Raw genomic sequence first — 24,737 nt, 5'->3', positions numbered from 1 at the left:
CCCCTTGGTCCACGTGGTCCGCGGCCGGACCGACTCGGTCGTCGTGGTGGGCGCGGGGTTGGCGGGGCTGTCCGCCGCCCTGCACCTGCGCGGCGACGGTCACGAGGTGACCGTGCTGGAGAAGGCCGAGCGGCCGGGTGGTCTCGCGGGCAGGCTCGACGTGGCCGGGCACCACCTCGACACCGGGCCCACGGTCCTCACGATGCCCGAGCTGCTCGACGAAGCCCTCGGCGCGGTCGGCGAACGCCTCGCCGACCGCCTGGAGCTGCTGCCGCTGCACCCGGCCTACCGCGCGGCGTTCGCCGACGGCAGCTCGCTGGACGTGCACACCGACCAGGCCGCGATGGAGCAGGCCGTCCACGAGTTCGCGGGCGGGGCCGAGGCCGACGGCTACCGGCGGCTGCGCGCGTGGCTCACCCGCCTGCACGAGGTGCAGCGGGACCGGTTCATCGGCGCGAACTTCGACAGCCCCCTCGACCTGGTGGGCCGCGACCTCGTCGCCCTCGCCACCATGGGCGGCTTCGGCAGGCTCGACAGCGCCGTGGGCAGGTACCTCCACGACCCCCGGCTGCGCCGGGTCTTCACGTTCCAGTCGCTCTACGCCGGGGTCGCGCCCCGCGACGCCCTCGCGGCCTACGCCGTCATCGCGTACATGGACACCGTCGCCGGGGTCTGGTTCCCGCGCGGCGGGATGCACGCCGTCCCCAGGGCGCTCGCCGCCGCCGCCGAGGCCGCCGGTGTCAGGTTCGTCCACGGCGCCGAGGTCGTCGGGCTCGAACGCTCCGGCGACCGCGTCACCGCCGTGCGCACCGGCACCGACCGCTTCCCGTGCGACGCCGTGGTCCTGGCCACCGGCCCCGGCCAGAGCGCCCGGCTGCTGCGCGGCCGGCCCCGCCGCCCCGTCGCGCTGCGCTGGTCGCCGTCCGCGGTGGTGGTCCACCTGGGCGCGGACCGCGTCACCGACGAGGTCGCGCACCACACCATCTCCTTCGGCGGCGCGTGGGACCGCACGTTCGACGAGATCATCCACCGGGGGTCGCTGATGAGCGACCCGTCGCTGCTGCTGACGACCCCCTCGCTCACCGACCCCGACCTGGCGCCGCCGGGCAGGCACACGCAGTTCCTGCTCGCGCCCTGCCCCAACCTCGACGCCGCCCCGCTCGACTGGGCCGCCGTCGGCCCGCGCTACGCCGACGAGCTGGTCGGGGAACTGGTGTCCCGCAAGCTGATCGGGTCGACCTCGGACGTCACCCGGCTGGCACTGGCGACCCCGGCCGACTGGGCCGCCGCGGGCCAGGCGGCGGGCACCCCGTTCTCCGCGGCCCACACGTTCGCGCAGACCGGCCCGTTCCGCCCGCGCAACCTGCCGTTCCGCAACGGCAACGTCGTCCTGGCGGGCAGCGGCACCACGCCCGGCGTCGGCATCCCGCCCGTGCTCATCTCCGGGCGGCTGGCCGCGCGACGGCTGCGGTCCTGACGGACCGTCCGTCCACCGCGGACGTCCCGCGGTGGACGGACGGTGCCCCTCACCGGGTCAGCGCGGGGTCGCCGCGACCCGCTTGCCGAGCAGGACGCCGAGCCCGACCATGCCGACGCCCAGGACGAGGTGCAGCCAGTCGTCGGCGGCGTTCAGCGGGACGAAGTTGGCGGCGCTCTCCTTGTCGATGATCAGACCGTAGAGCCAGAGCACCAGGTAGACGGCTCCACCGCCGATCAGGTAGGCCTTGGCGCCGCCCGCCGTGCGGGCGAGGGCGAAGCCCGCCGCGCCGAAGAGCAGGTGCACGATGTTGTGCAGGACCGACACCTTGAAGATGCCGAGGAGCATGGCGTCGGAGTGGTGGCCCGCGAACGTCATGGTGTCGTAGTCGGTGGTGATGCCCGGGATGAACCCGAGGACACCGACCAGCAGGAACACCGCTGCCACCGCCTGTGCGGCAGTGCGCACGGGACTGCGGTCGCGGGTGGTGGGAGTGGGGTTGCGCTGGGCCATGGCCCGTCACCTCGTTCTGCGTCGAAGGTGTTGAACGGCTGACGTCCGGCTACCCGCCGCGAAAGCGGACAAACGACCGAACGGACCTGCGAACCGGTCAGCCCGTCACGAACGGGACCCGCTGGACGCGCTGTGCGCTCACCACCGGCGGCCGGGAATACTCCACGCCCGCCGCGGGTCGGGCTGGTGGCGCTGTCTACGGGACCGCCGAGCGCGAGCGCGCACCGCGGGCTGGTCGCGCCGCACCTGGTCCGGCGGAGGCGCTCCGCCTGTTTGAGAAGCCGCCGCGCGGTGAACTCGGTGTGCGCCCCTCGCTGGCGCTGGACCGCACGGTGGAACCGCGGTCGCGGGTGAGCGGGGTGCGACCGGCAAGCCCGACGACGAGGAGGCAGCGATGCAGGACACGACCACGGTGGACCGGCTGCGCACGGTGCTCGCCGACGTCACCTACCCGGCGGCCAAGGACCACCTGACGGACCACGCCTCGCGCAACAACGGCGACGAGGACACCGTGCACGCGCTGAGGTCCGTTCCGGACGGTGTCTACGGGTCGTTCGACGAGGTGCTGGGAGCGGTCGCGATCGACGAGAGCCGGGACGCGTGAGGGCGCCGTGCGGGGAGGACCACCCTCCCCGCACGGCGACCGCGTCCTCCGCCGCTAGCGGGTCACCTCGACGTGCTCGTTCGGCACGCAGTGCGTCATCTCCCGGCCCGTCACGTCACGCGGGCCGTTCTTGCCGAGGTTGGCCGCGCGGTTCCGCTCCTCCTCGGACAGCACCTGCGTGGCCAGCGGCTCCAGCCCCCGGACGTCGTCCGGGGTGATGCCGAGGCCCTCGCCCACGCGCAGGCCGAGCTCGTCCTCCGCCATCAGCAGGTGCCACACCATGCGCTCCTGGATGGGTCGGTCGCACTGGCCGAGCGCGTCGACCAGGTTGGCCACCAGGTCGTCGCGCTCCCACTGCTCGGACAGCAGGTAGCGCTCGCCCGCCTGCTGGTAGTCGTTGGTGCGCGGGATGCGCGCGCGGGTGAGCCTGCCGCTGATCTCCGGGCCGATCTCGTCGTGGGCGGGGCGCTCCGACTCGCGGAGTCCACCCAGGATGGACGGTTCGTAGTTCACGTGCGGGTTCTGGCCCTCGCCGAGGTCCACGCCGTAGGCCATCTGCCCGTCGCGCTGGTTCGTCGCGACCCTGGTCCTCGGGGCGTTGACCGGCAGTTGCAGGTAGTTCGGACCGACGCGGTAGCGCTGGGTGTCGCTGTAGCTGAACGTGCGGCCCACCAGCATCTTGTCGTCGGAGAAGTCCAGCCCGTCGACCAGGACACCGGTGCCGAACGCGATCTGCTCGTTGTCGGTGAAGAAGTTCTCCGGTGCCCGGTCGAGGACCATGCGGCCGACCTTGCGCAGCGGGAACACCTCCTCCGGCCACACCTTGGTGTCGTCCAACGGGTCGAAGTCGAGTTCGGGGTGGTCGTGGTCGTCCATCAGCTGCACGGACAGCTCCCACTCGGGGTGCTCGCCGCGCTCGATCGCCTCGTACAGGTCGCGGGTGTGCGAGCCGAGGTCGGTCGCCTGGACGTTCGCCGCGTCCTGCGCCGTGTAGGACTTGACGCCCAGCGCGGGCGTCCAGTGGTACTTCACCAGCTTGGTGTCGCCCGCCGCGTTCACCCAGCGGTAGGTGTTCACGCCGAAGCCCTGCTGGGTGCGGTAGCTCGCCGGGATCCCCCTGGGGCTGAACACCAGCGTGACCATGTGCAGCGCTTCCGGCGTCTGGCTGAGGAAGTCGAACGCGCGGTTCGGGTCCTGGCGCTCGAACGTCACCGGGTCGGGCTTCTGCGAGTGGATGAAGTCCGGGAACTTGACGGCGTCGCGGATGAAGAAGACCCCGAGGTTGTTGCCGACGAGGTCCCAGTTGCCGTCCTCGGTGTAGAACTTCACCGCGAAGCCGCGCGGGTCGCGGGCGACCTCGGAGGAGTCGCGGCCACCCGCGACGGTGGAGAACCGCACCGCCACGTCCGTGCGCTTGCCCTTCTCCTGGAACAGCTTCGCCCTGGTGTAGCGGGAGATCGGCTCGTCGCCGACGGTCCCGTAGGCCTCGAAGAAGCCGAACGCCGTCGCACCGCGCGCGTGCACGACGCGCTCCGGGATGCGTTCGCGGTCGAAGTGGCTGATCTTCTCCAGGAACTGGTAGTTCTCCAGGGTCGCGGGTCCGCGGGCGCCGATGGTGCGCGAGTTCTGGTTGTCGTGGACCGCGTGCCCCTGGCGGTTGGTCAGCACCGGCCGATCAGCACCGGACCGGGGTTGTTGCGAGGATGCGGTGGTCATCGTGCGCCTCTCGTGGAGATTCTCGGTGGTCACCGGTGTCGTTCACCGGCCGACTGCGCGCAGTCGGGGCAGGAGCCCCAGAACGTGATCTCCGCCTCGTCGACGACGAAACCGGAGTGCTGCGACGGGGACAGGCACGGTGCGGCACCGATGGCGCAGTCCACGTCGGTCGTCCTGCCGCAATCCCGGCAGACCAGGTGGTGGTGGTTGTCACCGACCCTCGCCTCGTACCGCATCGGGTGCCCCGCCGGTTCGATCCGGCGGATGACGCCCCTGCCGGTCAGCGCGTCCAGGCAGTCGTAGACGGCCTGGACCGACAAACCCCGCCCCAGCAGGGTTCTGGCCCGTTCCGCCACCTGCGCGGCGGTCAGGTGCTCGTGCTCGACCGCAGCTCCGTCGAGCACGAGCAGGATGGCCGTGCGCGGCTTGGTGACGCGCAGGCCCGCTGTGCGCAATCGGGAGTCCGGTGTCCTTTCCGGCATACCCCGATGGAAACGCAAGAACTGGAATCGTGCAACTCAAGCGGCGCCGAATGTCGTTGTCCAGTAAGGTTTCCCCGTGGCAGAAGCACTGACGGACGCCGAACTCGACTTCCTGCGCTCCATCCTCGACCTCGCGCGCGAGGGCGACACCGCCCGGCTGGCCGAGGCCGTGGACGGGGGCGTTCCGGTCAACCTCACCAGCGGCGCGGGGGACTCCCTGCTGATCCTCGCCGCCTACCACGACCACCCCGAGTCGGTCCGGGCGCTGCTCGACCGCGGCGCGGACACCGCGCGGGTGAACGACCGCGGCCAGACCGCGCTCGGCGCCGCGGTGTTCCGCCGGTCCACGGAGAGCGTGACCGCGCTGCTGGCCGCGGGCGCAGACCCGGCCCTCGGCGGTCGGTCGGCGCTCGACATCGCTCGGTTCTTCGACCTGCCGGACATGCTGGAGCTGCTCACCGCCGACCGGGGGTGACGCCCGCGCGTGCCTGAAGCCGGGTGCGCCGCCGTCGCTCGCGGTCGGGATCGTCGGTGACCGGGGGTGACGTCCGCGCGTGCCCGGAGCCGGGTGCTCCAGGGCGTCACCCGCGTTCGGGGTCGTCGGTGACCGGGGGTGACGTCCGCCTGTGCCCGGAGCCGGGTGCGCCGCCGTCACCCGCGGTCGGCGTCGTCGGCGACCGGGTGGTCGGAGGCGCCGACGGTCCCGGTGGGGCCGGCCTCCGAGCGCGTCGACCCGGTGTCGGCGCGGCCCGGCGGCGCGTCGTCGTCGGTGCTCGTGCCCTCCTCCGCGGGCGGGGCGCGGCCCGGCCCGCGTTGCGGCAGGCCTGCTCCGGGTCTCGATCCCGTTCGGTGCGCACGGCGGGCGGCTACCCCGATCGCGTCGGCACAAACAGGTCGCCCGCCGGGTTCCGAGCCGCCGCTCCGGGTTATCCCCGGACCATGGACCAGAACCGCACACCCCACGCGCGCGTGGCGGCGGCCACGCGCGAGCGCCGCCGCCCCGTCCAGTCGTTCGCCCTGTTCGTCGGGGCCGTCTTCCTCCTGGTCGGCGTGCTGGGCTTCGTGCCCGGCGTCACGGCGGACTTCGGCGAGATGACCTTCGCGGGACCCCACTCCGGCGCGCTGCTGTTCGGCGTGTTCGCCGTGTCGGTCCTGCACAACCTGGTGCACCTGCTGTTCGGCGTCCTCGGGCTGCTCGCAGCCAGGACCCGCGGCCCCGCGCGGGCCTACCTGGTGGTCGGCGGAGGCGTCTACCTGCTGCTGTGGGTCTACGGCTCGGCCGTCGGCGAGCACATGGCCGCCAACGTCGTCCCGTTCAACGTCGCCGACAACTGGCTGCACCTCGGGCTCGGCGCCGGCATGGTGCTGCTCGGCGTCGCGGGCACGGCGGCCGAGCGGTCGAGGGGCCAGTACCCCGACCCGGACCGGGTGCCGGAGTGACCGACCGCGGTGGCGTCACGATCGGCGTCGAGGAGGAGTTCCTGCTCGCGGACCGGGTGTCCCGGTGGACCGTGCCGAGGGCACCCGCCGTGCTGGGCCGGGTCCGCCGCGACGGACCGGGCCTGGTGCACGCCGAGCTGCTGAACTCCCAGGTGGAGGCCTCCACGGGGGTCTGCCGCGACCTGGGCGAGCTGCGGGGGCACCTGCTGTCGGGCCGGGAGCGCCTCGGGCTCGCCGCCCGCGAGGAGGACGCCCTGCTCCTCGCGGCGGGGACACCGCCCCTGCCCGGACCCGACGTCCTGATCACCCCCGGAGCCCGCTTCACCGCCGTCGCGGACCGGTACCGCGGCGTGGTCGACGGCTACGAGTCGTGCGGCTGCCACGTGCACGTGGGCGTGCCCGACCGCGACACCGCGGTCGCCGTGATCGGGCACCTGCGGCCGTGGCTGCCGACGCTGCTGGCGCTGTCGGTGAACTCCCCGTTCGGCGGCGGGCGCGACACCGGGTACGGGAGCTGGCGGATGGTCCGCCAGGCGGCGTTCCCCGGCTCCGGCCTGCCGCCGCGGTTCGCGTCGGCCGCCGACCACGACGCCGAGGTCGCGCGGCTGGTCGACTGCGGGGTGCTGGTCGACCCGCGCATGAGCTTCTGGCTCGCCCGCCCGTCGCCCGCGTTCCCCACGGTCGAGGTGCGCGCGGCCGACACCGCGCCGACGGTCGGCGCGGCCGTGCTCCAGGCCGGGCTGACCCGTGCGCTGGTGCGCACCGCGCTGGCCGACCTGGACCGCGGCGTGGAGGGCCCCGAGATCGATCCCCAGGTCGCGGCGTCCGCCGTGTGGTCGGCGGCGCGGTACGGGACGACCGGGCCGGGCGTCGACGTGCTGGAGGCCCGTGCCGTGCCCGCCGAGGACCTGGTGTCGGCGCTGCTGGACCACGTCGCGGAGGCGATGGAGGACACCGGTGACGACGTGCCGCTGCGGAGGCTGGTGAAGGAGGTCCTCGCCGACGGCACCGGGGCCGAGCGGCAGCGGGCCGCGGCCGTCCACGGGCTGCCCGCCGCGGTCGACCTCGTGGCCGGGCGCACGGCGTCACCCGCATGACCCCGACGTGGCGGGGCGCACGGCGTCGCCCGCATGACCCGGACCGGACCGGGTACCCGGCGGGCCGTTGACCCGCACAACCCGGAGGCACCGTGGGCGAGACCGTCGTGATCAGCTCGGGCCAGGCCGTCCTGCCCGAGCCCAGAGGACCGCTGTCGGACGCGGTCGTGTCCGCGCTGCGGGGTGAGCCGTCCGACCGGCCGTTCCCGCTGGAGCGGGCCCGCGCCGCCGACCCGCTCGGCGACGACGCCCAGCTCGCGCTGCACGTCTGCTACGAGCTGCACTACCGCGGCTTCGACGCGGTGCCGCCGGGGTGGGAGTGGGACCCGGAGCTGCTGCGGCTGCGATCGGTGCTGGAGAGCGGCTTCGAGCGCGAGCTGAGGGCCGGTGTCGAGGGCGGTGACGACCTCGCGGGGGTGCTGGACGCGCTGCTGGTGGAGCCGGTGGACGGCGCGGGCGTGAGCCACCACCTGCGGGACGCGGGTGAGTGGTGGCAGCTTCGCGAGTACCTGGTCCACCGGTCGATCTACCACCTCAAGGAGGCCGACCCGCACGCCTGGGTGATCCCGCGGTTGCAGGGCAGGGCCAAGGCGGCGCTCGTGGCCGTGGAGTTCGACGAGTTCGGCGGCGGGCGGGCGGAGGACATGCACTCCAGGCTGTTCGCCGACCTCCTGGAGGCCGCGGACCTGTCATCCGGCTACCTGCACTACCTCGACCGGGTGACGGCCCACGTGCCCGCCGCGGTGAACCTGATGTCGATGTTCGGTCTGCACCGGAGGCTGCGCGGCGCGCTCGTGGGCCACTTCGCCGCGGCCGAGATCACCACCGCCCCCAGCGCGCAGCGGATGGCGAAGGCGCTGGAGCGGCTGGGGGCGGGGGAGGCCTGCACCCGGTTCTTCACCGAGCACGTCGAGGCGGACGCCGTGCACGAGCAGGTCATGCGCCGCGACGTCATCGGCGACCTGCTGGAGCGCGAGCCCGAGCTGACCGCCGACGTCGTCTTCGGGGTCCAGGCCACCGAACTGCTCGAACAGCGGCTCGCCGACCACCTGCTCGGGGCGTGGTCGGCGGGCCGGAGTTCGCTGCGTCAGCCGTTGCCGGACTCGTCCGGACCGCTCTGAGCGGTCCGGACGCGCCGCCGGTGGCTGGTGTCGCAGAACGGGTAGCGCTTGCTGCGGCGGCAGGCGCACACCGCCACGACGAACCGGTCGGAGACGACGGCGGTGCCGTCGTCCCCGACCAGCTCCACGGGCCCGTCCACCAGGACGGGCCCACCGGGCACGACGACGACCCTGCGGGGTCGGTCAGGACGGGCGTGCGCTTCGGTCGGCACGGATCACCACCAGTTCCTCGGTCCGCTGTCCGGGTTCGACGAGTCCACTGTCCTCCAGCCAGGCCGCGCGGCCGCGCAGGACCGGTCCGAAGGGAACGGTCCGCCGCTCGACCACCGACGCCTTCAGACCGCCGCCCCTGAGCTGGTCCAGCGTGGTGGCCGTCCCGCACAGCCCGGAGTGCACGACCAGCGCCGTCCCGCCCTCGGCGAGCAGCAGCGGCAGCACCGCGCACAACCGGTCCAGCACCGCCCGCCCCCGAGGCCCGGCGTCCCACGCCCGGTCCCGGCCGCGCGGTTCGGCGGGATCGCCGCACGGCACGTAGGGCGGGTTCGCCAGCACGAGGTCGAACGGCCGCCCGCCGACCAGGTCGGCGAAGTCGCCGTGCTGCGCGCGCACCGGGACCCGGTGCAGCCGCGCGTTGAGCGCGGTCGCCACGACGGCGCGCCGGGACACGTCGGTCGCGACCACGCTCGCCGCACCGGCGCGGGCCGCCGCGATGGCCAGCGCGCCCGTGCCCGCGCAGATGTCCAGGGCTCTCCCGCCCGCCGGAACGGCCGCCTTCGCCAATGCCCCGGCCAGGAGCCGGGTGTCGTCCTGGGGCCGGTACACGCCCGGCGGTCGCAATAGCCACATAGGACGGTTGTTGCCCCTCGGACGTCCGGCAAACCGGGTGCATGACTCGGCGTGGAACGGGCATCCCGTCGGTCATGACGACCGCGCGCGAAGACGAAGACGTCCTCACCCTGCTCATCCGGCAGCACGAGGAGATCCGAGCCCTGTTCGAGCGGGTGGAGACCACGACCGGGAAGGACCGCACGACCGCGTTCCGCGAACTGGTCCGGCTCCTGTCCGTGCACGAGACCGCGGAGGAGGAGCTGGTGCACCCCGCCGCCCGCCGCTCCGAGGGCGGTGACGCCGTGGTGGACGCCAGGGTCGCGGAGGAGCGCCGCGCCAAGGAGCTGCTCGTGACGCTGGACCGCATCGGCCCCGACGCCGAGGGCTTCGACACGCTGCTGGTGCAGCTGCGCGAGGACGTGCTCGCGCACGCGGGCCACGAGGAGCGGGAGGAGTTCCCCCGGCTGCGCTCCCAGTACGACGACGAGCAGCTCAAGGCCCTCGGCGGGGCGTTGCGCGCGGCGCAGCTGATCGCCCCCACCCGCCCGCACCCCGGTGTCGAGTCGCCCGTGGCGAACCTGCTGCTGGGACCGCCCACGGCCGTCGTGGACAAGGTCCGCGACCTCATCCGGGGCGCGCTGGGCCGTTAGGGCCGGGGTTCCCGCGCTGCGCGCAGGTGGTCCGCCGCGACGCCTGCCCAGGGGTGGGCGGGATCGAGCCGGTGGGGTCCTCCACCGGCGAGGAGGAGCCGCTCGCGGCCGGGTGCGGACGCCACCAACGGATGACGTGCGGTTTGACACCGCCCGGAACGGGCATCCGGGACCACCTTCGATCCACAGGAGACAGTCATGGGACTCACCGACGACGACATCACCAGCGGCACGGGCGGCCCCGAGGGTCCCGCCGACGGCGGAGCGGACGCGGTGCCGAACGAGCAGGACGGCGGCGCTGACGGGGGTGCCGACCCCGAGGGCCCGGCCGACGGCGGCGCCGAAGGGGTGCCCGCCGAGCAGGACGGCGGTGCCGACGGCGGTGCCGGCAGCGGTCGGGCCTGATGGCGGTTCCACCTGAGCGCAGCGCCTCCCGGTCCGCGGACCGGGAGGCGCTGCGCCGCTGCGTGGGCGTCGACCCGGACCGGTTCGCCGACGAGCACTGGGGCCGCCGCCCGCTGCTGACCCCCTCGGCCGACCTGCCCCGGCCGTTCGACGACCTGTTCGACCTGGAGCGGGCCGACGAACTGCTGTCCCGGCGCGGCCTGCGCACCCCGTTCCTGCGGGTGGCGCGCGACGGGGCCGTGCTCGGGTCGTCCCAGTTCACCCGAGGCGGAGGGGTGGGCGCGGAGATCGCAGACCAGGTCGCGGACGACCGGGTCGCCTCCCTGTTCGCCGAGGGCTGCACGCTGGTGTTCCAGGGGCTGCACCGGCTGTGGCCCCCGCTGGTCGACTTCGCGACCGACCTCGGCGCGGACCTCGGCCACCCGGTCCAGGTGAACGCCTACCTCACCCCGCCGCAGTCGCAGGGGTTCTCCGCGCACTACGACGTGCACGACGTGTTCGTGCTCCAGGTCGCGGGGCGCAAGCGGTGGCGCGTGCACGAGCCGGTGCACCAGGACCCGCTGCGCGACCAGCCGTGGGCCGACCACGCCGACGCCGTCGCCGAGCGCGCGGCGCGGGAACCGCTGCTCGACGAGGTCCTCGCCCCCGGTGACGCCCTCTACCTGCCCCGCGGCTACCTCCACTCGGCCGTGGCGCAGGGCGAGATCAGCGCGCACCTCACGGTCGGCGTGCACGTCCTGACGCGGTACGCGCTCGTGGAGGCGCTGCTGGCGCTGGCGGGCCGGGACACCGACCTGCGCGCGTCGCTGCCGCTCGGGATCGACGTCGCCGACCCGGACCAGCTCGCGCCGCACCTCACCGCCGTGGTCGGCCTGCTCGGGGACGTGCTCGCCGACGCCGACCCCCGCGACGTGGCCGAGCGGGTGCGGCGACGCGTGTGGTCCGGGAACGCGCCACGACCGCTGGCCCCGCTCGCGCAGGCCACGGCCGCGCGGAACGCCGACGCGGGCGACGCCGTGCGCTGGCGTCCGGGCCTGCGGTTCCGGCTGCGCACCGACGGCGACCGCGTGGTGCTGGACCTGCCGCACGACCGGATGACCCTGCCCGCGGGCACGGCCGCCGCGCTCGACCTGCTCGCGGCGGGCGGTGTCGTCGTGCTGGGGACCCTGCCCGGCCTGCCCGTCGAGGACCAGCGGGTGCTCGTGCGCAGGCTGCTCAAGGACGGCGTGCTGGTGCCCGCCCAGCCGTGAACGACCGCGCGACCCGGTGTGTCGGCGCGGCGGCCACGGGTACCCCCGGACCCCAGAGACCCCCGGAGGACCGCCCATGGCGACCATCGCCCCACTGCCCGAGGACCGCGCGGACACGCCCCTGCGCGCCGTCGTGACCGGTTCGGACTCCGGCATCGGCCGGGCCGTCGCCGTGGCGCTGGCCCGCGCGGGGGCGGACGTCGGAGTCACCTACCACCGGGACGCCGACGGGGCCGAGCGGACCGCCGCCGAGGTGCGCGAGGCGGGTGCCCGTGCCGCGGTCCGCCACCTGGACCTCACCGACCTGCCCGCCGCGGCCACCGTCGTCGACGACCTGGTGGCCGACCTCGGCGGCATCGACGTCCTGGTCAACTGCGCGGGGACGGGCAGCGCGGAGAAGCTGCTGGACATGGACTTCGACTCGTGGCGGTCCGTGCTGTCGGTCGACCTGGACGGTGCGTTCCTGTGCTCCCAGCGCGCGGCCCGGCACATGGTCGAGGCCGGGCGCGGTGGCCGGATCGTCAACATCACCAGCGTCCACGAGCACGCGCCGCGCGTCGGTGCCGGGCCGTACTGCGCGGCCAAGGCGGGCCTGGGGATGCTGACGAAGGTGCTCGCGCTGGAGCTGGCCGAGCACGGCATCACGGTGAACTCGGTGGCACCGGGGGAGATCTCCACGCCGATGACCGGCCAGACCGACGAGGACCCCCGCGAGCAGCGCCGCCCCGGCGTGCCGCTGGGACGCACCGGCCACGCCGCGGAGGTCGCCGCCGTGGTCGCGTTCCTGGCGTCGCCCGCGGCGAGCTACGTGACCGGCGCGTCCTACGTCGTGGACGGCGGCATGCTCCTCATGGGACCGCAGGCGAGCGACCGCCTCACCGACGAGAAGTGGCGCAACCCGTAGTACCGCCACGACCGGCCCTGGGCCCACCGGTGGGGACCGGCGGGCCCAGGGCTCCGGTCAGCTCTCGGGCGTGGCCCGCACGGCACCCGGCGCTTCGCCGCGCCCACCGTCCTCCGGCGACTCGAACCCGGAGGGCTCGTCGTCCTCGGCCTCCGTCTCGTACGGGTCGGGGTTCGTCTCGGCCAGCTCCTCGGCCGTCGCCTTGGCCTCGTCGATCGCGTGCTGCGACTCGGCGAGCCGCTCCTCCATGCCCGCGGTGTCGACGTCCCGCGCCTGTTCGACCACGTTCGCTCCTCGCTCCGGTCGGGCACCGATGCCCGGTCCGGTGGGATTCCCCCGCGGGAGGTGGGCAAACGTCGCGGCTCCGGGAGGGTGTTCGGCCCGATCCGCGCCAGGCGACTCCGAGGTGGTGGACGGCAGGTCTTCGAGGCCGACGTCATCTCGTCGAACGGCCTGGACGACCGGCGGGTGAGCCGCGGCGTGATCGAGCACGCGCAGGAGCTGATGGCCGACGCGGTCGGCGCCGAGCACGCGTTCTTCTCCACCTGCGGCAGTTCGCTGTCGGTCAGGAGCGCCGTGCTGCCGGTCGCGGGCCCGCACGAGAAGCTCTTGGTGGCCCGCCAGTCCCACAAGTCCGTCGTGTCCGGGCTGATCCTCAGCGGTGTCGCGGCCGTGCGGGTGCGCCCCCGCTGGGACGCCGACCTGCACCTGTCCAACCCGCCCGCCGCGGAGGACGTGCGCGAGGCCTTCGAGGCCGAACCGGACGCTCCTGGTCACGCCGACCGACCACGGCACGTGCGGCGACATCGCGGCCGTGGCGGAGGTGCGCCACGAGTTCGGCGAGCCGCTGATCGAGGACGAGGCGTGGCGCGCACCTGCCGTTCCACCCCGACCTGCCGCCGTGGGCGGTGGACGCGGGCGCGGACCTCTGCGTGACCAGCGTGCACAAGGCCGGTTCGGCGGTCGAGCAGAGCTCGGTGTTCCACCTCCAGGGCGACCGCGTGGACCGGCGGTGCTCAAGGCGCGCGAGGACCTGCTGGGCACGACCAGCGCCACGTCGCTGGTGCACGCGACCCTGGACGGCTGGCGCAGGCAGATGGCGCGGCACGGGCACGGGCTGCTCGACGCGACGCTCGCGCTGGCGGAGTCCGTGCGGGCACGCGTGGACCGGGTACCGGGGCTGAGGGTCATGCGGGAGGAGCTGCTCGACCTCTCGTCGTCGATCGACCCGCTGAAGGTGGTGGTCGACGTGTCCCCGCTCGGCATCAGCGGCTACCAGGCCGCCGACTGGCTGCGCGAGCACCAGCGGGTCGCCGTCGGCCTGTCCGACCACCGGAGGGTCGTCGCGCAGCTCACCACCGCCGACGACGAGGAGACCGGCGCGATCCTGGTCGCGGCGCTGGACGCCCTGTGCCGGGCGGGCCGGAGCCTGCCCGCGCCGAAGCCTGCCCGCGCCGAAGCCCGTCGACCTCCCGTCGCCCGAGCGGGTGGAGCTGGAGACGGCGATGCCGCCCAGGGACGCGTTCTCCGGCGAGACCGAGCAGGTGGACGTGGACGCGGCGGTCGGCCGGATCGCGGCCGAGATGATCACGCCGTACCCGCCGGGCGCACCAGCGGTGCTGCCCGGCGAGGTCGTCAGCAGGCCGGTGGTGGACTACCCGCGCAGCGGTCTCGCCGCCGGCGTGCAGCTCCCCGACCCCGTCGACGCGGCGCTCGACTCCATCCGGGTGGTCGCCAGGTCGTGATCGGCCGGTGTCACCCGTGGTCGCGGGAAGCGGCGAGGACGTCGGCGCGCCGCGGCGCGGTCGAGCCGGTCGGGGTGAGGACGAAACCGCTGCGCACCCGTGCGGGCACACGGGACAGCGAGATCGTCAGGTCCTGCTCGGGAACGGTGTGGTCGAGGCGGGCCAGGCGCGCCGACAGCGCCTCCAGCAGGCCGATCGTGGCGGGTTCGCCGGGGCACCGGTGACCGGCGGCCGGATCGCCGCCACCCTGCGGGATCAGGTCGAACGCGCTCGCGGGCCGGTCGAGGAACCGCTGCGGGCGGAACGCGTAGGGATCGCCCCACACGGCGGCGTCGTGGTTCTGCCCGAAGACGTCCAGCAGCACGAGCGACCCCTCCGGGATCGGTTCGCCGCGCCACGAGAGGTCTCGGACGGCGCGACCGCCGAGGAACGGGGCGAACGGGTAGAACCGGCGGACCTCGTGCGTGAACGCCGTCGCGAACCCGGCGTCACCGGAGCGCAGCGCCTCGCGGTGGTCGGGCCACCGGTGCAGGGCGTGCGCCGCGAACGCGACGAACCAGGCGACGGCCACCGTCGGGCGGACCACGTTGAGCAGCTCCACCGCGGCCACGCGTGGTTCGAGCGGCGTTCCACCGGAATCCCGGTGGCGGGAGACCACGTCGACCGCCGAGCGGGTCGCCACCGTCGTGGTGCCCCGGCGCACCCGCTGGACCAGGTCGGCGAACGAGGCCTCCTGGCGCGCCCGCGCCCGCCGGGCCCGCCAGTGGCGCGGACCCGCCGTCGCGAAGCCGTCCACCATCGCCGTGAGGTCGCTCGCCACGGCGGGCACGTCCTCGTCGGCCAGCGGGACACCGGCCCACCGGCACACCCCTCGGGTCAGGACGCGGCTCGCCTCGTCGAACAGCACCACGGGCCGGTCGGGGGTCCAGGACGCGACCGCGTCGTCCCACGCCGCCGTGACGTGCTCGACCAGGTACGCCACGCTCCCCGGCGTCATGAGGGACAGGAAGAGGTCCTTGCGGTGGCGGTGGGCGTCGCCGTCGAGCGTGTGCACCGCGCCGTGCCCGAACAGCGTGCTCCGCACGGGACCGGGCAGGGCGCCGTGCCGCCGCACGTGGTCCTCGTCGTAGAAGAAGCGCGTGGCGTCCGGGCCGCACAGGCCGATCGCCCGCCGACCCGCCACGCGGGTGCGGACGGTCTCGCCGGGCGTCGCGCGGCGCAGGTCGGGCAACCAGCCGTAGCCCTTGAGCGCCAGTGGGACGGTCTGGTCGAGGAGCGTGCCGCGGTGATCTCGCATGGTGTCCGGGGTGCCCGGCGAAGGGCCGGTGAAACGCGGACCCGCGCAGGCCGGGCGTTTTGGGTCCGGCCGTTGTGGACACCCCAGGGTCCGCGCCCTCGGGCGTGATCACGTCCGCCGCACGAGGAGGAGAACACCGATGGCCGACGACCGGGAGAGCCCGACCGCACCCCACGACACGGGGTCGCCGGATTCCGCGGAGATGGATCCGGCGGCGCTGAACAGCGCCGAGGACCTCGACGAGGACCGGCTCAAGCTCGACCCGCTGGAAGCGGGCATGGACCCGCCCGAGCGGTGGACCGCGGCCGACAAGTACGGGATGACGGCCTACGAGCAGGCCCACCCGCGTCCTCTGGAGGACCGGCTGGAGGAGGAGCAGCCCGACGTCCAGCCGCCCGCGGGCGAGCCGGACGCCGAGGAGCTGTCCCGCGACGACGTCATCAGCTCCGACGCGCGCGACGTCTACGGCGAGGAGGTCCACCGCGAGGCCGTCGAACGGGGCCAGCTCGCGGACGAGCCCGGCGGTTCGGTCGCCGAGGCCGTGCGCACGCCGAGCGCCGCGGACGATCTTCGGGAGTGAGTCCACCGAGGTAGTTCGAGTCCTTTGAGGACTGGTGCCCGTGCTCCGCCGGAACGATCCCCGAGCCGGGAACTCCGGCCTGCCCGCGTTCGTCATCACGGTGGCGATGCGGTGCGGTGCAAGGAGGAGGAACGGTGACGGCGGTCGACAGCCGAGAAGAACTGGTGCCGTTGCGGACCGATTTCGACGTGGTGTGGCGGGGGTTCGACCCTGGGCAGGTCATGCGGTTCGTGCAGGCGGTGGAGGCGGACCTGGGGGTGCTCGCCGTCGACCGCGACGCGGCGGTCGCCCGTGCCGACGGCCTGGCCCGCGCACTGGAGTCCGCCCGCGCGGAGGTGCGGGAGCTGCACGACCGCCTCGACCGGCTGTGCCGGACACCCGTCGACCCCGCCACCCTGGACGAGCGTTCGCGCCGCAGGGTCGAACTCGCCGAGGCCGAGGCCACCGAGATCACCACGCGCGCCGAGGCCGCCGCCGACCGCACCTGGGCGGCGGCGGACGAGGCCGCGACCCGGTTGCGCCTGCGGTACGAGGAACTCGTCGCCGGACTGGACGCCCGCCGCGGGGAGGCCGAGGTCGAGCACCGCGCCCTGATGCGTCGGGCTCGCGAGCACGTCGAGGCGACGGTCCGCGAGGCGGCCCGCCGCCGTCGTGAGCTGGACGAGCAGGCCGCCGCGGAGCGGGAGCGCGTGCGGACCGACTTCGAGCTGGCCATGGCGGGCAGGCGCGCCGACGCGGCCCGCGCCCTCGCCCGCCAGGAGGCGGAGGCACGGGCTCGCGCCGACGCCCTGCTGCGGGAGGCCGCCGAACGCTCGGAAGCGATGATCACGGCCGCCCGGAAGCGCGTCGACGAGCTGCGCGGGCACCGCGACCGCGTCGCCGCCGGGCTCGCGGAGGCGTGGGCCCTGCTGGACAGGGCGGAATCCGACCTGGCTCCGCTACCGGGGGAGATACCGCTGCCGCGCTGACCACCTGCCGTCAGGTCGTGGTGGCCCGCACCGCCTTCCGGGTCCGGGCCACCAGCAGCGCCGCACCGCCGACCACCAGCGCGGTGGCGACCAGCGCCGCGCTCACCAGCATCGGCGCCCGGAAGCCCACCCCGGCGTCGATGGCCAGACCACCGAGCGCGGGGCCCGCCGCCGCGCCGACGTTGAGCGCGGCGGTGGCGAACCCGCCCGCCAGCATCGGGGCGGCGGAGGCGGAGTAGAAGGCCTGGGCGATGAGCGTCGACCCGACCGCGAACGAGAGCGCGCCCTGGACGAACGCGAACACGAACACCACGACCGGGTCGCCCGCGGTGAGGGCGAACAGCACCCAGCCCACCAGCAGCGCGACGGAGCCCGCTCCCAGCAGCCGCGTCGGCGCGGTGTCGGCGAACCGACCGCCGAGCGCCACGCCCGCGAACGACCCGACGCCGAACAGCAGCAGCGCCACCGGCACCAGGTCGGGTGACACCGCGGCCACGTCGGTGACCACCGGCGCGAGGTAGGTGAACGTGCAGAACGTGGCGCCGTTCACCAGTGCGCCGAGGACCAGCACCACCAGCAGGCGCGGGGTGCGCAGCGCGCGCAGCTCGTGGCGCGCGCTCGGGGCGTTCGGGTCCGGTGCGGCGGCGGGCACGGCGCGCAGGACCGCGGTGAACGGCGGCACGGAGAGGGCGGCCACGGCCCAGAACGCCGCGCGCCAACCCCAGAGGTCGCCGATGACCGCGCCGAGGGGCACACCCGCGACGCAGGCGATCGTCACGCCGCTCAGCAGCACCGAGGTGGCCCTGCCCTTGGCGTCGGGCGCGACCAGGCCGGTGGCGGTGGCCAGGCCCACGGCCAGGAACCCCGCGCTCGCCAGCGCGGCGAGCACCCTGGTGGCCAGCAGCAGCGGGAAGCTGGTGGTGAGGGCGCCGACCACGTGCGTCAGCAGGAACACCACCAGGAACACCAGCAGGGCGGTGCGCCGGGGCCACCGCAGGCTCAGCAGCGCCACCAGCGGTGCGCCGACGACCATGCCGAGGGCGAAGGCCGACGTCAGCGATCCCGCGGCGGGGATGGACACGGCCAGGTCGTGCGCGATGCCCGGCACCAGGCCGGACAGCATGAACTCCGACGTCCCCTGGGCGAAGACGGCGAGGGCGAGGACGTAGACGGCGAAGGGCATGGGAGGACTCCGCGAGGGGTCGAGAGGTGTGCGTTCGGTGGTGCGCACCGCGGCGGGCGCCGGGCGCGACGCTGTCCGGCGCGGAGGCCGGACGTCAGAACGGTTCCCGGACGGTGGCACGAGTCGCCGAAGAACCCCGCACGACGGGCGGGGGAGGGTTCACGCGGGGAGACGCGGAACGCGCGCGACTGGTGGGTGCGCCACCGGGGAGAGCCGGTGGCTACCTACTGGCTGCCTCGGGGCTGGACACGGCCGTCAACCTACCAGCGCGCACGACGTCCCAGCTCCGCGGATCAGCCCCGGCCCGCCCGCTGGTGGACACCCAGGGGCGCAGCGGCGGTGGGACGGGTCGAGGAGTCCGGGGGACCACCCCACCGGCGGGCAGCCGCACATCGCGGAGTTCTTCCGCCGCGTGATGGAGGAGGGCTCGGAGCGCGCCGAGCAGTGCCACCGGTTCCCGGCGCGGCTGTCGGGCACCGACGAGTCCGGTCCCGCGCTGTCGTGACCACGACGAAGGCGCGTCCTGTTCGCGGGACGCGCCTTCGGGGCGGACCGCTCAGCCCTCCGAAGCCCGTGCGACGGCGGACTTGGCGGCGTCGTAGGCGAGGTGCAGGGAGTCCGACCCCGCGACGGCGGCCAGGGCCGTGGCGACCAGGCGGGTCGCGCGCGGAGCCAGCACCAGCCCGGCGGTGAAGGCCGTCGCCAGCCAGACGTCGGAGCAGAAGGGGCACGTCAGCAGTTCGCCGACGGCGTGCCGGTGGGTTCCCGACGGCGGCACCGACTCGGCGACCTCGCCCTCACCGGTGGAGCCCTCGAACCGGGTGAACGGCGCCCGGAGCGCTCCCGCGACCGAACTCTTGGTCAGCAGCCTGCTCGCCTTGTGGACGGCCACGGACACCAGGACGGTGTCGCTCCACGAGAAGCGCTCCGGCAGCCGCGCGCCGCGCGCCCCTCCCACCAGCGCCGCGAGCCCGACGAGGCCGGAGAACCCACCCATCGCCCGGAGGTAGCCGCCCAGCGGGCGCACCTCGTCCCCCGAGTAGTTCGACCGGACGCGCGTGAAGATCCCTGTCGTGGACATGCGGCGTGAGTTGCCTCGCCGCCACACCCCCAAACGCGGACCGCGGCACACCGTCCGAACGAGACCCGATCGCCTGCCCGGAGGACGCCCGCGATGACCCGCACCTCCCACCCGACCCGGTCCAGGAAGCTCGCGGGGCAGCGGCGCGGTCGGCCCGGAGACCGACCGGCCGGTTGTCGTCCGCGAGGCGGTCCCCGACTGCCGGGAGGGCGGCTCGGTGTTCGTGCTCGGCGTGCCGTCCCTGAGTGCGCACGACCGCGGAGGGTGCCCGTTCTGCGGCGGCTCAACCGGTTGCGGCGATGTCGTCGGGATCGGTTGTCCCGCGCCGGACGGCGGGTAGACGCATGCGGGACCGAGAGAAACTACTGAAGGAGCAACCGGTGACTGACATCCAAGGCCGGTCCACTGGGCCGGACAGCACGGTGGGGGCGGTGGCCTCCACGGCGTCGCAGGAGGGCACCGCCGTCGCCCACCACGCGAAGGACGCGGCGGCGGATGTGGCGTCCACCGCGAAGGACCAGGTCCAGCAGGTCGCGCACGAGGCCAAGCAGCAGACCGGCAAGGTCGTGGACGACGTGCGGCAGCGCATCGGCCGGGAGGCCGACGACCAGGCGCGACGCGTGTCGCAGGGCATCACCAGGCTCGCCGACGAGCTGTCCGCCATGGCCGAGCACTCCTCCGAGGGGTCGCAGGCGGCGGGCGCGCTGCGCCAGGTCGCGGACACCGGCCGCCAGGCCGCGCGGTTCCTCGACGAGCGCGGAGCGGGTGGTCTCCTGGACTCCGCCCAGGACTTCGCCCGCCGCAAGCCCGGCACGTTCCTCGTCGGCGCCGCCCTGGCCGGGTTCCTGGTGGGCCGCGTGGTGAAGAGCGCGAACGGGTCGTCGGACGGCACGACCGAACGCGCCGGTACCGCGCAGGCGGAGACGTGGCGGAGCACGCCGCCCGCCGTCACCCCGACGGGCACGCCGTACGACTCGCCGCTGCCGACGCCCGCGACCGCGCCGGGCCCGGCCGGTGCCGTGGTGCCGCCCACCGTCACCCCCTACGAGGACCCGGCGGTGCCGCGGACGCCGCAGCCCGCCACGGGTGGGGGTGCCGCGCATGTCCAGCCCTGATCACCTCGGGACACCACCGGTCGACGACGACCGAGCCTCGCTCGGTGACCTGGTCGGCGAGCTGGCGAACGACCTGTCGCGGCTGCTGCGCCAGGAGTTGGAACTGGCCAAGGCCGAGATCCGCGAGGAGGCGGCCAAGGCGGGGAAGGCCGCCGGGATGCTCGGCGCGGCAGGCTTCGCGGGGTACATGACCGCGGTGCTGCTCAGCTTCGCCCTGGCGTTCGGCCTCGCGCACGCCGTCGGCCTCGCCTGGGCGACCCTGATCGTCGCCGTGCTGTGGGGCATCGCGGGCGCGGTGCTGTTCAGCGCGGGCCGCTCCCGGCTGAAGACCGTGTCCCCGAAACCCGAACGCACCATCGACACCCTGAAGGAGGACGCGGAATGGGCACGTCACCCGACCGGCTGAGGCAGGAGATCGACCGGACGCGCGCCGAACTGGTGGCCGACACCAACCGGATCGTGGACCGCACGAGCCCGAAGCGCATCGCGCAGCGCCGCACGAGGACCGTGCGGCGAAGCCTGACCACCCTCAGGGAGAAAGTGATGGGCACCGTGCCGCAGGCGACGCACCACGCCACCACCGGCGTGCGGGACACCGCTCAGGACGCGGCGCAGGCCGTGCAGGAGAGGGCGCACAGCGCCGCCGAGACTGTGTCGGACGCCGCTGGTCAGGCGGCGCAGGCCGTTCGGGAAGCTCCCGAGCAGGCGAGGCGGCAGGCGCAGGGCAACCCCCTCGCCGCCGGGCTGGTGGCCTTCGGGGCGGGCCTGCTCGCCGCGTCGCTGCTGCCCGCCACGCGCGTCGAGCAGGACGCGGTGCGCCAGGTCGGCGACCGCGCCTCGGAGTACGTGGAACCGCTCAAGGAAGCCCTGGCCGACACCGGTCAGAGGCTCAAGGAGGAGGTGGGCGGCACCGTGCAGGAGGCCGTCCAGGAGGTCAAGCAGACGGCGGGCGAGGCCGCCCGCGCCACGACGGAGCAGGCGAAGGACGCCTCGGCCGACGTGGCGGGCCACGCCCGCGACTCGGGCCAGGCGGTCGCGCGGGACGCGCGCGGCTGACGGCGGAACGGGATCGGGGAGGAGCCGCGGCTCCTCCCCGATCCCCTTGGGTCGTCAGCCGCGGCGCTCAGGACCGCGCCTTCGCGGTCTTCCGGTCGTTCGCCTTCCCGATCGCCTCCACGAGCTGCTGCTTGGTCATCGACGACCGGCCCGGCACGTCGAGCTTCTTCGCCACGTCGTACAGGTGCGCCTTGCTGGCGTTGGTGTCCACACCGCCGTGGGTCTTCCCGGTCCCTGCGTCCGACGGGCCCTTCTCCCGCTTGGCCTCCCAGTGGTCGCCGACCTTCTCGAACGAGTGCTTCAACGCCGAGAACGCGGTGCGGTGCGCGCGCTCGCCCTCGCCGTAGGTCTCGACCGCCGAGTCGTGCGCCTTGATCCACGTGCGCTGCGCCTTCTTCGACGAGCGCTCGACGGTGCTGGGCAGCTCCTGGCGTCCGGGCATGTCTCCTCCTCGATCGGGTTTCCCGTTCGGGGCACGGGTACCCGTTTCGGCATGACATCCACGGCCCCGGTCGACGGAGGGTTCGACGGACCGCCGGTGGGTAGCCGTCCACCATGGTCAGCATCGGATATTTCCTGTCTTGCGAGGAGTTCGGGCCGCGTGAGCTGGTCCGCCAAGCCAGGTGGGCGGAGGAGGCCGGGTTCGAGCGGCTGTGGATCTCCGACCACTTCCACCCGTGGAACGACGAGCAGGGCCAGAGCCCGTTCGTGTGGTCGGTCATCGGCGCGCTGTCGGAGGTGACCCGCCTGCCGATCACGACGGCGGTCACGTGCCCGACCGTGCGCCTGCACCCGGCCGTCGTCGCCCACGCCGCCGCCACCGCGGCCGTCCAGTGCGAGGGCCGGTTCACGCTCGGCGTCGGCTCGGGGGAGGCGCTGAACGAGCACGTGCTCGGCGACGCCTGGCCGCCCGCGCCGGTGCGGCTGGAGATGCTGGAGGAGGCCGTCGAGGTCATCCGCGCCCTGCACACCGGCGAGGAGGTCGACCACCACGGCAAGCACTACACCGTTGAGAACGCGCGCCTCTACACGCTGCCCGAGCAGCCCGTGCCGATCTACGTGTCGGCGTTCGGGCCGAAGGCCGTGGACGTGGCCGCCCGGATCGGCGACGGGCTGTGCAGCACCAAGCCCGACGGCGACCTGATCGGGCGGTACCGCGCGGCGGGTGGGAAGGGGCCCGCGCAGGGCGGGTTCAAGGTCTGCCACGCCGCGACCGAGGCCGAGGGCGTGCGGACGGCGCTGCGCCTGTGGCCCAACGAGCACCTGCCCGGCGAACTCGCGCAGGTCCTCCCGACACCCCGCCACTTCGAGCAGGCGTCGACCCTCGTGACCGAGCGGATGGTGGCCGACGTGCTGCCCGCGGGCCCGGACCCGAAGCGGTACGTGGAGAGCGTGCGCGAGTACGCGGACGCGGGCTACGACGAGGTGTACGTGCAGCAGATCGGCCCGGAGCAGGAGGAGTTCTTCGCCTTCTGGCAGCGGGAGGTCGCCCCGCACGTGCGGTGACCCCACCGCGCGACCCCGCCCCGGACGCCGCGCGTCACGCGCCGCGGCCGAGCGCGACCCGGACCGCGCCGCGCGCCTCCTCCGCCGCCAGGGGGTTGGCGCCCGCGGTGAGGACGACGAGGGTGCCCTCGTAGAGCAGGTGCAGGTGGGCGCCCAGGGCCGGGTCGCCGGTGAGGGTGTCGAAGAGGGTGCGCATCCACGCCTTCTCCGCGCGGACGACGGGCACGGCCGGGTGGTCGCCGTCCCCGAGTTCGGCGTAGGCGTTGACGAAGGCGCAGCCGCGCCGCTGGGTGCCCATCCACGTCTCCAGCACGTCGAAGACCAGCAGCACCCGCTGGTCCGGCCCGTCCACCTCGGCGAGCCGGGCCAGCAGGTGCTCGCGCCAGCGGTGGGCCCGCCGCAGCAGGTACAGCGCGACGAGGGCGTCCTTGGAGCCGAACCGGTCGTAGAGGGTCTTCTTCGTCGTGCCCGCGGACTCCGCGATCAGGTCCACGCCCACGGCGCGCACCCCGCGGTCGTAGAACAGGGTGCTGGCGGCCTCCAGCAGCCGCGTTCCCGCGCTGGTCAGCGGTGGCAGCGGTTGGAGCACCGGGCGCAGCGCGGCGGGGGTGGACTCGTCGAGCCTGGTGAGCGTGGGCAGCACGGTTCGCCTCCTGGGTTGGTGCACTGCGAGTATACCAACCGGTATGGTTACCTGGCTCGATGGTCACCAAGTTCCCCAGTCCCAGGGCCGTGTCGACGATCAGCGCCGCCGCCCTGGTCGTGGTGTGGAGTTCGGGCTTCATCGGCGCCGAACTCGGTGCCCGGCACGCGGCACCGGACACCGTCCTGGCGTGGCGGTGCCTGGTCACCGCCGTCGTCCTGCTCCCGTGGGCCGTCCGCGCCGCCGCCCGGTCGGACCGGCGGGAGTGGGCGCGCCAGGCCGTGCTGGCGCTGCTGTGCCAGTGCCTCTACCTGGGCGGCGTGTTCTGGGCCGCTGCCGCCGGGGTGCCCGCGGGCACCTCCGCCCTCATCGCCTCGCTGCAACCCGCGCTGGTGCTCGTCGCGGCCGTGCTGCTCGACGCACGGCGCCTGCGGGTGAGCCACCTGGTGGGCTTGGCGCTCGGCACGGCCGGGGTCGCGCTGACCGCGGTGGGCGACCTGCGCGCGGGCGTCACCGCGGCGGCCCTGCTCCTGCCGCTGGGAGCGATGCTGGCCCTGACCGCGGGCACCCTGTTCCAGCAGCGGTGGCCCACACCGCCGCTCGGGCAGACCCTGGCCGTGCAGGCGCTCTTCACGGCCGTCTTCTTCACCGCGTCCACCGCGACCGCGGGCCACCTCACGCCCCCGTCGAGCACCGCCTTCTGGGCAGCCGTGGCGTGGGCGGTCGTCGCGGGCATCGGCAGCTACGGCCTGTACTACCTCGTCGCGACCCGCGACGGCGCGACCCGAGCCAGCACCCTGCTCTACCTGACCCCGGCCACCACGGCCCTGTGGGCAGCCCCGATGTTCGACCAGCCGGTCCACCCCACCACCCTGCTGGGCCTGCTGATCAGCGCGTCCGCGGTGGTCCTGCTCCGCACCGCCTCGGAGGGCGGAGCGCCGCTGGGCCGTTCGCCTCTCGCCTCGGCGAAGGCGGCATTCGATACTGGAAGGTCCTGAGGGAGGTGCGGGGTGAGGCTGCGGTGGGTGGTCCCGTTCGTGACGATCACCACGGCCGCCATGTCCCACGGCCGCGGG

At 74.4% G+C, this 24,737-nt stretch carries 30 protein-coding genes; 19 read left to right on the top strand and 11 right to left on the bottom strand.

Annotated features, from left to right (window positions below; genetic code table 11):
* The first annotated feature begins 4 nt into the window (after positions 1 to 4).
* Complete coding sequence (crtI, locus tag AC156L_RS09990; RefSeq protein ID WP_330874219.1) at positions 5 to 1,477, top strand: phytoene desaturase family protein; 1,473 nt, start codon at positions 5 to 7, stop codon at positions 1,475 to 1,477.
* A 57-nt stretch (positions 1,478 to 1,534) separates the two neighbouring features.
* Here crtI and AC156L_RS09985 read toward each other — a convergent pair whose 3' ends face one another.
* Positions 1,535 to 1,990 carry a DUF4383 domain-containing protein gene (locus AC156L_RS09985; protein WP_330874218.1) on the bottom strand — a complete coding sequence of 152 codons (456 nt, stop codon included), beginning with the start codon at positions 1,988 to 1,990 and terminating at the stop codon, positions 1,535 to 1,537.
* A gap of 394 nt (positions 1,991 to 2,384) precedes the next feature.
* On the opposite strand from AC156L_RS09985, the gene AC156L_RS09980 reads away from it, so the two are divergent.
* Entirely contained in the window at positions 2,385 to 2,594 is a 210-nt protein-coding gene (locus AC156L_RS09980) for a DUF2795 domain-containing protein (protein ID WP_330874217.1), read from the top strand.
* A gap of 54 nt (positions 2,595 to 2,648) precedes the next feature.
* Here AC156L_RS09980 and AC156L_RS09975 read toward each other — a convergent pair whose 3' ends face one another.
* Both AC156L_RS09975 and AC156L_RS09970 read right to left on the bottom strand, forming a co-directional pair.
* Positions 2,649 to 4,310 carry a catalase gene (locus tag AC156L_RS09975; protein WP_330874216.1) on the bottom strand — a complete coding sequence of 554 codons (1,662 nt, stop codon included), beginning with the start codon at positions 4,308 to 4,310 and terminating at the stop codon, positions 2,649 to 2,651.
* Positions 4,311 to 4,339: 29 nt separating this feature from the next.
* On the bottom strand, positions 4,340 to 4,792 hold the full coding sequence (locus tag AC156L_RS09970; RefSeq protein ID WP_330874215.1) for a Fur family transcriptional regulator: 453 nt from the start codon (positions 4,790 to 4,792) through the stop codon (positions 4,340 to 4,342).
* A gap of 76 nt (positions 4,793 to 4,868) precedes the next feature.
* Here AC156L_RS09970 and AC156L_RS09965 point away from each other — a divergent pair, with 76 nt between their 5' ends.
* The 4 genes from AC156L_RS09965 to AC156L_RS09950 all read left to right on the top strand — a co-directional run bounded on the left by AC156L_RS09965 (position 4,869) and on the right by AC156L_RS09950 (position 8,450).
* A complete protein-coding gene (locus AC156L_RS09965; RefSeq protein WP_330874214.1) occupies positions 4,869 to 5,267 on the top strand; it encodes an ankyrin repeat domain-containing protein in 399 nt (132 codons plus the stop codon).
* Between the two features lie 464 nt (positions 5,268 to 5,731).
* Positions 5,732 to 6,232 carry a DUF4383 domain-containing protein gene (locus AC156L_RS09960; RefSeq protein WP_330874213.1) on the top strand — a complete coding sequence of 167 codons (501 nt, stop codon included), beginning with the start codon at positions 5,732 to 5,734 and terminating at the stop codon, positions 6,230 to 6,232.
* Complete coding sequence (locus AC156L_RS09955) at positions 6,229 to 7,329, top strand: carboxylate-amine ligase (protein WP_330874212.1); 1,101 nt, start codon at positions 6,229 to 6,231, stop codon at positions 7,327 to 7,329. Before AC156L_RS09960 ends, AC156L_RS09955 begins: the two co-directional genes overlap by 4 nt.
* A 92-nt stretch (positions 7,330 to 7,421) precedes the next feature.
* Entirely contained in the window at positions 7,422 to 8,450 is a 1,029-nt protein-coding gene (locus tag AC156L_RS09950) for an iron-containing redox enzyme family protein (RefSeq protein ID WP_330874211.1), read from the top strand.
* Here AC156L_RS09950 and AC156L_RS09945 read toward each other — a convergent pair.
* Together AC156L_RS09945 and AC156L_RS09940 are read right to left on the bottom strand one after the other, a co-directional pair.
* Complete coding sequence (locus AC156L_RS09945; RefSeq protein WP_330874210.1) at positions 8,417 to 8,662, bottom strand: CDGSH iron-sulfur domain-containing protein; 246 nt, start codon at positions 8,660 to 8,662, stop codon at positions 8,417 to 8,419. The genes AC156L_RS09950 and AC156L_RS09945 overlap by 34 nt on opposite strands.
* Entirely contained in the window at positions 8,634 to 9,296 is a 663-nt protein-coding gene (locus AC156L_RS09940) for a HemK2/MTQ2 family protein methyltransferase (protein ID WP_330874209.1), read from the bottom strand. Before AC156L_RS09940 ends, AC156L_RS09945 begins: the two co-directional genes overlap by 29 nt.
* A gap of 41 nt (positions 9,297 to 9,337) precedes the next feature.
* Here AC156L_RS09940 and AC156L_RS09935 point away from each other — a divergent pair, with 41 nt between their 5' ends.
* From AC156L_RS09935 to AC156L_RS09920, 4 genes are all read left to right on the top strand, one after another.
* A complete protein-coding gene (locus AC156L_RS09935) occupies positions 9,338 to 9,928 on the top strand; it encodes a hemerythrin domain-containing protein (RefSeq protein WP_330874208.1) in 591 nt (196 codons plus the stop codon).
* 198 nt (positions 9,929 to 10,126) lie between these two features.
* Entirely contained in the window at positions 10,127 to 10,333 is a 207-nt protein-coding gene (locus AC156L_RS09930; RefSeq protein ID WP_330874207.1) for a hypothetical protein, read from the top strand.
* Positions 10,333 to 11,583 (top strand): cupin domain-containing protein, encoded by a 1,251-nt coding sequence (locus AC156L_RS09925; RefSeq protein WP_330874206.1) that lies wholly within the window; start codon positions 10,333 to 10,335, stop codon positions 11,581 to 11,583. Before AC156L_RS09930 ends, AC156L_RS09925 begins: the two co-directional genes overlap by 1 nt.
* 76 nt (positions 11,584 to 11,659) lie before the next feature.
* Entirely contained in the window at positions 11,660 to 12,487 is an 828-nt protein-coding gene (locus AC156L_RS09920) for an SDR family oxidoreductase (protein ID WP_330874205.1), read from the top strand.
* A 57-nt stretch (positions 12,488 to 12,544) separates the two neighbouring features.
* Here the strand turns inward: AC156L_RS09920 and AC156L_RS09915 are convergent, their stop codons facing one another.
* Positions 12,545 to 12,772 (bottom strand): hypothetical protein, encoded by a 228-nt coding sequence (locus tag AC156L_RS09915; protein WP_330874204.1) that lies wholly within the window; start codon positions 12,770 to 12,772, stop codon positions 12,545 to 12,547.
* Positions 12,773 to 12,832: 60 nt separating this feature from the next.
* Between AC156L_RS09915 and AC156L_RS09910 the strand changes: the two genes are divergently transcribed.
* Together AC156L_RS09910 and AC156L_RS09905 are read left to right on the top strand one after the other, a co-directional pair.
* Positions 12,833 to 13,423 carry an aminotransferase class I/II-fold pyridoxal phosphate-dependent enzyme gene (locus tag AC156L_RS09910; protein WP_330874203.1) on the top strand — a complete coding sequence of 197 codons (591 nt, stop codon included), beginning with the start codon at positions 12,833 to 12,835 and terminating at the stop codon, positions 13,421 to 13,423.
* Between the two features lie 569 nt (positions 13,424 to 13,992).
* Entirely contained in the window at positions 13,993 to 14,232 is a 240-nt protein-coding gene (locus AC156L_RS09905) for an Orn/Lys/Arg family decarboxylase (protein ID WP_330874202.1), read from the top strand.
* Positions 14,233 to 14,242: 10 nt separating this feature from the next.
* On the opposite strand, the gene AC156L_RS09900 is transcribed toward AC156L_RS09905, so the two are convergent.
* A complete protein-coding gene (locus tag AC156L_RS09900; protein ID WP_330874201.1) occupies positions 14,243 to 15,529 on the bottom strand; it encodes a cytochrome P450 in 1,287 nt (428 codons plus the stop codon).
* Positions 15,530 to 15,668: 139 nt separating this feature from the next.
* Between AC156L_RS09900 and AC156L_RS09895 the strand changes: the two genes are divergently transcribed.
* Complete coding sequence (locus AC156L_RS09895) at positions 15,669 to 16,109, top strand: hypothetical protein (protein WP_330874200.1); 441 nt, start codon at positions 15,669 to 15,671, stop codon at positions 16,107 to 16,109.
* A gap of 134 nt (positions 16,110 to 16,243) precedes the next feature.
* Positions 16,244 to 17,077 carry a hypothetical protein gene (locus AC156L_RS09890; protein WP_330874199.1) on the top strand — a complete coding sequence of 278 codons (834 nt, stop codon included), beginning with the start codon at positions 16,244 to 16,246 and terminating at the stop codon, positions 17,075 to 17,077.
* A 10-nt stretch (positions 17,078 to 17,087) separates the two neighbouring features.
* On the opposite strand, the gene AC156L_RS09885 is transcribed toward AC156L_RS09890, so the two are convergent.
* Positions 17,088 to 18,260 (bottom strand): Cmx/CmrA family chloramphenicol efflux MFS transporter, encoded by a 1,173-nt coding sequence (locus tag AC156L_RS09885; protein WP_330874198.1) that lies wholly within the window; start codon positions 18,258 to 18,260, stop codon positions 17,088 to 17,090.
* Positions 18,261 to 18,816: 556 nt separating this feature from the next.
* Positions 18,817 to 19,341, bottom strand: coding sequence for a DUF1360 domain-containing protein (locus tag AC156L_RS09880; RefSeq protein ID WP_330874196.1), 525 nt, complete (start codon positions 19,339 to 19,341; stop codon positions 18,817 to 18,819).
* A 380-nt stretch (positions 19,342 to 19,721) separates the two neighbouring features.
* Between AC156L_RS09880 and AC156L_RS09875 the strand changes: the two genes are divergently transcribed.
* The 3 genes from AC156L_RS09875 to AC156L_RS09865 are packed head-to-tail and all read left to right on the top strand — an operon-like array spanning position 19,722 to position 21,512.
* Complete coding sequence (locus AC156L_RS09875) at positions 19,722 to 20,456, top strand: hypothetical protein (RefSeq protein WP_330874195.1); 735 nt, start codon at positions 19,722 to 19,724, stop codon at positions 20,454 to 20,456.
* On the top strand, positions 20,443 to 20,862 hold the full coding sequence (locus AC156L_RS09870) for a phage holin family protein (protein ID WP_330874194.1): 420 nt from the start codon (positions 20,443 to 20,445) through the stop codon (positions 20,860 to 20,862). The genes AC156L_RS09875 and AC156L_RS09870 overlap by 14 nt, the downstream gene beginning before the upstream one ends.
* Complete coding sequence (locus AC156L_RS09865) at positions 20,838 to 21,512, top strand: DUF3618 domain-containing protein (RefSeq protein ID WP_330874193.1); 675 nt, start codon at positions 20,838 to 20,840, stop codon at positions 21,510 to 21,512. Before AC156L_RS09870 ends, AC156L_RS09865 begins: the two co-directional genes overlap by 25 nt.
* A gap of 67 nt (positions 21,513 to 21,579) precedes the next feature.
* Here the strand turns inward: AC156L_RS09865 and AC156L_RS09860 are convergent, their stop codons facing one another.
* Positions 21,580 to 21,954 carry a ChaB family protein gene (locus AC156L_RS09860; RefSeq protein WP_330874192.1) on the bottom strand — a complete coding sequence of 125 codons (375 nt, stop codon included), beginning with the start codon at positions 21,952 to 21,954 and terminating at the stop codon, positions 21,580 to 21,582.
* Positions 21,955 to 22,067: 113 nt separating this feature from the next.
* Between AC156L_RS09860 and AC156L_RS09855 the strand changes: the two genes are divergently transcribed.
* On the top strand, positions 22,068 to 23,018 hold the full coding sequence (locus tag AC156L_RS09855; protein WP_330874191.1) for a TIGR03557 family F420-dependent LLM class oxidoreductase: 951 nt from the start codon (positions 22,068 to 22,070) through the stop codon (positions 23,016 to 23,018).
* A gap of 34 nt (positions 23,019 to 23,052) precedes the next feature.
* Here AC156L_RS09855 and AC156L_RS09850 read toward each other — a convergent pair whose 3' ends face one another.
* A complete protein-coding gene (locus tag AC156L_RS09850; protein ID WP_330874190.1) occupies positions 23,053 to 23,661 on the bottom strand; it encodes a TetR/AcrR family transcriptional regulator in 609 nt (202 codons plus the stop codon).
* Positions 23,662 to 23,720: 59 nt separating this feature from the next.
* On the opposite strand from AC156L_RS09850, the gene AC156L_RS09845 reads away from it, so the two are divergent.
* Complete coding sequence (locus tag AC156L_RS09845; protein ID WP_330874189.1) at positions 23,721 to 24,659, top strand: DMT family transporter; 939 nt, start codon at positions 23,721 to 23,723, stop codon at positions 24,657 to 24,659.
* Positions 24,660 to 24,737: the final 78 nt, after the last annotated feature.

The organism is Umezawaea sp. (assembly GCF_057122925.1).
Note: the sequence above shows the minus strand (reverse complement) of the source record. Positions and strands in the feature narration are given on the sequence as shown.

Excerpts from the sequence above, each read along its gene's own strand:
- AC156L_RS09865 (WP_330874193.1), top strand. The coding sequence starts at position 20,838 with ATGGGCACGTCACCCGACCGGCTGAGGCAGGAGATCGACCGGACGCGC.
- AC156L_RS09905 (WP_330874202.1), top strand. The coding sequence starts at position 13,993 with ATGCCGCCCAGGGACGCGTTCTCCGGCGAGACCGAGCAGGTGGACGTG.
- AC156L_RS09860 (WP_330874192.1), bottom strand. The coding sequence starts at position 21,954 with ATGCCCGGACGCCAGGAGCTGCCCAGCACCGTCGAGCGCTCGTCGAAG.
- AC156L_RS09895 (WP_330874200.1), top strand. The coding sequence starts at position 15,669 with ATGGCCGACGACCGGGAGAGCCCGACCGCACCCCACGACACGGGGTCG.
- AC156L_RS09970 (WP_330874215.1), bottom strand. The coding sequence starts at position 4,792 with ATGCCGGAAAGGACACCGGACTCCCGATTGCGCACAGCGGGCCTGCGC.
- AC156L_RS09880 (WP_330874196.1), bottom strand. The coding sequence starts at position 19,341 with ATGTCCACGACAGGGATCTTCACGCGCGTCCGGTCGAACTACTCGGGG.
- AC156L_RS09900 (WP_330874201.1), bottom strand. The coding sequence starts at position 15,529 with ATGCGAGATCACCGCGGCACGCTCCTCGACCAGACCGTCCCACTGGCG.
- AC156L_RS09845 (WP_330874189.1), top strand. The coding sequence starts at position 23,721 with ATGGTCACCAAGTTCCCCAGTCCCAGGGCCGTGTCGACGATCAGCGCC.
- AC156L_RS09985 (WP_330874218.1), bottom strand. The coding sequence starts at position 1,990 with ATGGCCCAGCGCAACCCCACTCCCACCACCCGCGACCGCAGTCCCGTG.
- AC156L_RS09925 (WP_330874206.1), top strand. The coding sequence starts at position 10,333 with ATGGCGGTTCCACCTGAGCGCAGCGCCTCCCGGTCCGCGGACCGGGAG.
- AC156L_RS09980 (WP_330874217.1), top strand. The coding sequence starts at position 2,385 with ATGCAGGACACGACCACGGTGGACCGGCTGCGCACGGTGCTCGCCGAC.
- AC156L_RS09930 (WP_330874207.1), top strand. The coding sequence starts at position 10,127 with ATGGGACTCACCGACGACGACATCACCAGCGGCACGGGCGGCCCCGAG.
- AC156L_RS09870 (WP_330874194.1), top strand. The coding sequence starts at position 20,443 with ATGTCCAGCCCTGATCACCTCGGGACACCACCGGTCGACGACGACCGA.
- AC156L_RS09935 (WP_330874208.1), top strand. The coding sequence starts at position 9,338 with ATGACTCGGCGTGGAACGGGCATCCCGTCGGTCATGACGACCGCGCGC.
- AC156L_RS09885 (WP_330874198.1), bottom strand. The coding sequence starts at position 18,260 with ATGCCCTTCGCCGTCTACGTCCTCGCCCTCGCCGTCTTCGCCCAGGGG.
- AC156L_RS09960 (WP_330874213.1), top strand. The coding sequence starts at position 5,732 with ATGGACCAGAACCGCACACCCCACGCGCGCGTGGCGGCGGCCACGCGC.
- AC156L_RS09940 (WP_330874209.1), bottom strand. The coding sequence starts at position 9,296 with ATGTGGCTATTGCGACCGCCGGGCGTGTACCGGCCCCAGGACGACACC.
- AC156L_RS09975 (WP_330874216.1), bottom strand. The coding sequence starts at position 4,310 with ATGACCACCGCATCCTCGCAACAACCCCGGTCCGGTGCTGATCGGCCG.
- AC156L_RS09855 (WP_330874191.1), top strand. The coding sequence starts at position 22,068 with ATGGTCAGCATCGGATATTTCCTGTCTTGCGAGGAGTTCGGGCCGCGT.
- AC156L_RS09920 (WP_330874205.1), top strand. The coding sequence starts at position 11,660 with ATGGCGACCATCGCCCCACTGCCCGAGGACCGCGCGGACACGCCCCTG.